This is a genomic window from Methylophaga sp. UBA2689 (assembly GCA_002354555.1).
In the GTDB taxonomy this organism is placed as follows: domain Bacteria; phylum Pseudomonadota; class Gammaproteobacteria; order Nitrosococcales; family Methylophagaceae; genus Methylophaga.
Map to the genome: position 1 here is coordinate 1 of DELT01000097.1, position 5,458 is coordinate 5,458.

Genomic DNA, 5,458 nt, shown 5'->3' on the forward strand with positions numbered 1-5,458 from the left:
ATCGCAATTTTGACCAGCGAAAGAGCACAGATTAGTGATCCACGAGTACGTCAACTGGCCGATGAAATTATTGAAGCACAACGCCGGGAAATTGATGAGATGAAAATGCTGATAAATGATCTTCAGGACGATTAAAAAAACGGATTGAAAGTCTGTCTACATTAATTGAGCAACAAGACAATACAGAAAACGCATTTATGCGAACATAGCGTTTTCTTTAAGTGAATACATTATGAATGCAATTGGTTTATTTGATTATTGGATCATCGCGATTGCAGCTTTGTTTGTGATTGTGAATCCATTAACAACGGCATTTATGTTTGTATCGCTGTTGCCTCGTACTTCAGAAACCACCCGTAAGGCAGTTGCCAAACGATCCAGCCTGATTGCTACCGGCGTATTTTTTGTATTTGCCTTACTGGGTGGTCTTATTTTTAAGATATTTGGTATTACCATTGAGGCGTTTCGTATTGCCGGCGGCCTGATTTTATTTGGTATTGCCATGAGCATGATTCATAAAGGGCTGGATGAAGGCGAGACCAGCAGTGCATCCGATCCGGCAATAGAAGGAAAAATTGCCAAAGATATCTCGGTAATTCCGTTAGCTATTCCATTTATGAGCGGACCGGGTGCCATTGCCACGGTGATGATTTTGACCAGTGAGGCACCAACAGCCTGGCATTTAATTCTGGTGTTTGCAGCGATTATGCTGACCACTGGTTCGTGTTATCTGGCAATGGTTTATTCACATTTTCTTGTGCGTTATCTGGGAGAAACCGGCAAAGAGATAATTACCCGAATTTTTGGCATTATACTTTCGGTCATTGCTGTGCAATTTGTCATCAATGGCGTACTGGAAATTTATGCGGGATTATGATCAGTAAAGCCTGAGACCCACTTTAATGATTTTATCGCCATCTACTTCATTGACCACCCAATGAATACCATGCCAGTCCACGTCATCACCTACTACCGGATGCCCACCGACCCGACGGGAAATAAAGTCGCTTAATGTCATACCATGTTCAGCGGAACTGATAACCAGTCCATAGGCTTTTGCGACATCAGATAACAAGGCATCACCTCGCAGTGTAAATGATCCAAAAAAAGCTTCACGATTTTTCAGTTTTGAATGACCACTAAAGATTTGATTCAGTGCATCCAAATCTTCATTGCGACTTATCACACAAATGGTGTCATTCAACTTCAGTTCAGTACTGCCTTTGGGGTGCAGCATCACGTTATTCCGGAATAATGCCGATATCAATGTGCCAGATGGGAAGCGCAGTAAGCGGATCTGCTGACCATCAAGCTGTTCGTTCTCAATCCGGTAAACAAACATTTCATAATCATTTACCGGCAAAATGCCCAAAGCTCCCTGATGATTTGGTTTGATACCTATCGGAACCTCTACCCGCATCCAGCGAGCCATTAAAGACAGTGTGCTGCCTTGAATCAGCAGCGAGAGTAATACAACAGCAAAAGCAACATTGAAATACAGCGAGGCATTTTCCACTCCACCAATCACTGGGAAGATAGCTAACACGATGGGCACCGCTCCACGTAAGCCCACCCACGAAATAAATCCTAATTCACGCCAGCGAAAGCGAAAGAAAGGTTTGATTGACAGGAACACTGCGATTGGTCTGGCGACAAAAATCAATGCCAATGCGATTACCAGTGAGGGCAGGGCGTATTGCAATAGTTCGCTTGGGTTGACCAGCAAACCTAAAATCAGAAATAAACCAATCTGACTGAGCCAGGCCAGACCATCATGTACAGGCAGAATAAAGTTTAAATGACGGCCAGGTTGATTGCCGATCATCAAACCGCAGAGATAAATGGCTAAAAAACCACTGCCACCAATGACTCCGGTTAAGCCAAATACGCTGAAACCCAGTGCCAGAGCCAACATGGCATAGAGTCCCGGCGCTAAATCCATCCAGTTAAGTAATTTTGCAATTAGCCAGCCACCACCAATGCCGATAATCAGGCCAAAACCGAATTGCTGTAATAAAAATAAAACCGTATCCCATGCACCACCCATTTCACCGGTTATTAACTCGACCAGCATAATGGTCAGGAAAATCGCCATAGGATCATTGGTGCCGGATTCAATTTCCAAGGTGGCACCAACCCGTTCATTCAGGTTTATTCCTCGTCCGCTAAGCATTGAAAATACCGCTGCCGCATCGGTTGAACCGATAATGGCGCCGATCAATAACCCTTCAAACAGGTTGAGATCAAATATCCACATTGCCAGAAAGCCGATACTGCCACTGGTTAGTAAAACACCTAATGTCGCTAAGGAAAGTGCAGGTTTGAAGCCAGCGCGGAAGGTTTTTAAACGGGTACGTAATCCACCATCCAGCAGAATCATCGCCAGAGCAAGGTGGCCAATCAGAAAAGCCAGGGAGTAATCATCAAACTGAATCCCCAGAACACCCTCTTCACCGGCCAGCATGCCCAAGGCTAAAAAGATAATCAGTAACGGCAGCCCAAACTTTGATGAAAGACGACTGCCGAGAATGCTTAAGGAAATAAGCAGGCCGCCGAGTAGAAAAAGTGTATTGATAAAATCCATATTAAACCGAGGGTCTGTTTATCTTTAAAGCCACCATTGCTGGAGGCGAGACTTTTTCCAACACGGCAGAAATGGTGAGATATTGTCATCCTGCATAAGTCATTTTCAACACAGTTGGAATAACTATAACTTCAATTATTACATACCCATTCAGTCGATTGTCTGCTGATTCAGCTGTAAGTGATATTTTTCATATTTTTATAAATAAAAATTCAGGCATAAAAAAACCGGCATAGCCGGTTTTTAGGGTCTGTATAACTTTCATCGACATCACTAACGGAAACTGTTTTTCGCTTCAAAAACTGTATTAATCGCGGCTTGACTGGTGCTTTCAGTCACAACAGAGGTGGTTAAGAAGAGCATCAGACTCTGGAAGTAAAAATAAATTTATATCGGTTCAAGAAAAGGATAATCAATATATCCTTTTGCATCACCGCCATAAAAACTCTCTGGATCCGGTTGATTCAGAGGAGCATTTTTGGCAAAACGTTCAGGAAGATCCGGATTAGCAATAAACAGTTTGCCAAACGAAATCAGATCAGCTTTGTCATCTTTCAGGGCTTTGTTAGCAGATGCATAATCATAATTACTGTTGGTCATATAAAGACCATTCCATAATTTACGTAAAGCGCTGACATCAAAATAAGGGCCTGCTACACCGGGAGTTTCAGCGCCCATTTCAGTGACATGCAGATAACCCAGTTCAAATTTATTGAGTGCCTTCACCATGTAACTGAAAGTCGCCTCGGGGTTGGAATCATATAAATCATTAAATGGCTGTAGTGGGGAGAGTCGTATCCCCACTTTTTTGGGATCCCATATTTCACATACTGCCTCAGTGACTTCCATAATCAATCGCGCACGGTTTTCGATACTGCCACCGTATTGATCATCGCGTTTATTACTTCCATCCCGGAGAAACTGATCCAACAGGTAACCATTGGCAGCATGAATTTCAACGCCATCAAAACCGGCTTCAACCGCACAGCAGGCTGCATGACGATATTGTTCAACTATACCTGGAATATCAGTTGTTTCTATAGCCTGGGGTGTTTCATATGGTTTCATGCCTTCATAGGTATAGACTTCACCTGCTGGTTTGATGGCAGAAGGGGCCAGCGGTTTCATCCCATTTGGCAGCATTGAGCTGTGTGAAACCCGGCCGCAATGCCAGAGTTGCATATAGATCATCCCTTCTTCTCGATGCACGGCATCGGTTACTTTTCGCCAGCCAATCACTTGGTCATCACTATGGATGCCGGGCGTATGCGGATAACCCAACGCATCATCAGCAATTTGTGCGCCTTCACTGATAATCAGACCAGCACTGGCGCGTTGCCGATAATAAGTAACATTCATTTCGGTTGGCACTAAACCTTCACCAGCTCTATTGCGGGTTAATGGCGCCATAACCATTCTATTCTTTAGTGAAGCATCACCAAGTTTGATTGGAGATAACAATTCATTCGCCTGCAGTTGGCTCATAAATACCTCTGAAATAATTGTGAAAAAGAGTTGAGACGGCTAATTTTTTGAAAAATGAACCGCGTTTTCAGCAGCAAGAAATCATTAACAAGTTTAATTCTGCACAGGAATTGGATTTAAACTGCGATAACGCTACTAAAAGTTAGCCGCTGTTGGAGGCACTTAGAATGACTTTCCAGCTTGAGGCAGAAATATTAAAATTCGATAGCTACTAACGAAAAATACGCCTGTAAATTACTGCTGTTCAGCTCTAGCTTTTTGTTTGGCTTCAAGTTGTAACTTGATAAACTCAAGTTTTTCCGGCACTGGATCACAGCTATCAGCTGCACTGCCGCAACGTGAGCAATTTAACGCAAACCATGCAGCATCAATTACGTCACTACGAATTTCTTCTTCTACTTGTTTTGCAGTGCCCACCATGGATCTGGCACGGGTTTGAATATATCCATGCTGATTTTTGCATTGCATCACATCAATTGGTTGCTTGAAGTCGTATTGTTCGTGTAGTTGCAGACCAACCTGATATTGATAAAGCATTTCCTGATAAACCAGTTTTAATGGATCACCTGTCCCCAGCTGAGAAACCGCACCAGCATTTGCCAGCAGTGGAGAACAGAGTAAAAGCAGTATTAATTTAAGTTTCATAATTATTGTCCAGGAAAAATTCCTATATGCAGTATAGCTTAATGGAATTCCAGCGTATCTGCATCGGCAAATTCCTTTGTTAAACTAATGAAGGAATTAATATTTAGAAATGTAATCTAACAACGTTAAGGTGAACGCTACGTGAACAGAGGACAATCAATAATGGCAAGTGAGCTACGTGTCATGGCGCCAGCATTTGAGCAAATTCATTTTGCTATTGGTATCAGTCCAGTGGGAAATGTGCTTGTTGGTGAATCTGCCAATGGTATTTGTGCCGTTTACCTGGGCAAATCTGCTAAAGAACTAATGGTCAGCCTGCAAAAACAATTTCCAGCGGCAAAATGTTTGGACGGGGGCAATGGTATAAAAAATACGCTTTCAAAAGTGATTGAAAGTATTCATAACCCACAAAAAAACACGGATTTTAATCTGGATCTGCGAGGCACACCTTTTCAACAACAAGTCTGGCAAGCGTTACGGGAAATTCCTGTGGGTTCAACGGTGTGCTACAGCGATATTGCTGAAAAACTGCATAATCCGGGTGCTGTAAGAGCCATTGCCAGTGCCTGTGGAGCCAATAATATTGCGGTTATCATCCCGTGTCATCGAGTGATTCGCAAAGATGGTGCAATTTCCGGTTATCGTTGGGGAGTTGAAAGTAAACAAAGACTATTACGCCGTGAGCGATTGATGTTGGCCTAGGGCTTGTTGACCTTTCATCTCCACCACTGCTGGCGACTATTT

General features: G+C 43.0%; 5 protein-coding genes. 2 read left to right on the top strand and 3 right to left on the bottom strand.

The window, feature by feature from the left end; all coding sequences use genetic code 11:
• Positions 1–232 precede the first annotated feature (232 nt).
• Complete coding sequence (locus tag B3M51_RS12020) at positions 233–877, top strand: MarC family protein (protein WP_292759516.1); 645 nt, start codon at positions 233–235, stop codon at positions 875–877.
• On the opposite strand, the gene B3M51_RS12025 is transcribed toward B3M51_RS12020, so the two are convergent.
• The 3 genes from B3M51_RS12025 to B3M51_RS12035 all read right to left on the bottom strand — a co-directional run bounded on the left by B3M51_RS12025 (position 878) and on the right by B3M51_RS12035 (position 4,714).
• On the bottom strand, positions 878–2,584 hold the full coding sequence (locus B3M51_RS12025) for a potassium/proton antiporter (RefSeq protein WP_292480518.1): 1,707 nt from the start codon (positions 2,582–2,584) through the stop codon (positions 878–880).
• Between the two features lie 387 nt (positions 2,585–2,971).
• Positions 2,972–4,069, bottom strand: coding sequence for an alkene reductase (locus B3M51_RS12030; RefSeq protein ID WP_292480516.1), 1,098 nt, complete (start codon positions 4,067–4,069; stop codon positions 2,972–2,974).
• A 234-nt stretch (positions 4,070–4,303) separates the two neighbouring features.
• Complete coding sequence (locus B3M51_RS12035; protein ID WP_292480514.1) at positions 4,304–4,714, bottom strand: hypothetical protein; 411 nt, start codon at positions 4,712–4,714, stop codon at positions 4,304–4,306.
• Between the two features lie 162 nt (positions 4,715–4,876).
• Between B3M51_RS12035 and B3M51_RS12040 the strand changes: the two genes are divergently transcribed.
• Positions 4,877–5,416 (top strand): methylated-DNA--[protein]-cysteine S-methyltransferase, encoded by a 540-nt coding sequence (locus B3M51_RS12040; RefSeq protein ID WP_292480512.1) that lies wholly within the window; start codon positions 4,877–4,879, stop codon positions 5,414–5,416.
• Positions 5,417–5,458: the final 42 nt, after the last annotated feature.

Coding starts and splice junctions, on each gene's coding strand:
- B3M51_RS12020 (WP_292759516.1), top strand. CDS start 233: ATGAATGCAATTGGTTTATTTGATTATTGGATCATCGCGATTGCAGCT.
- B3M51_RS12025 (WP_292480518.1), bottom strand. CDS start 2,584: ATGGATTTTATCAATACACTTTTTCTACTCGGCGGCCTGCTTATTTCC.
- B3M51_RS12030 (WP_292480516.1), bottom strand. CDS start 4,069: ATGAGCCAACTGCAGGCGAATGAATTGTTATCTCCAATCAAACTTGGT.
- B3M51_RS12035 (WP_292480514.1), bottom strand. CDS start 4,714: ATGAAACTTAAATTAATACTGCTTTTACTCTGTTCTCCACTGCTGGCA.
- B3M51_RS12040 (WP_292480512.1), top strand. CDS start 4,877: ATGGCAAGTGAGCTACGTGTCATGGCGCCAGCATTTGAGCAAATTCAT.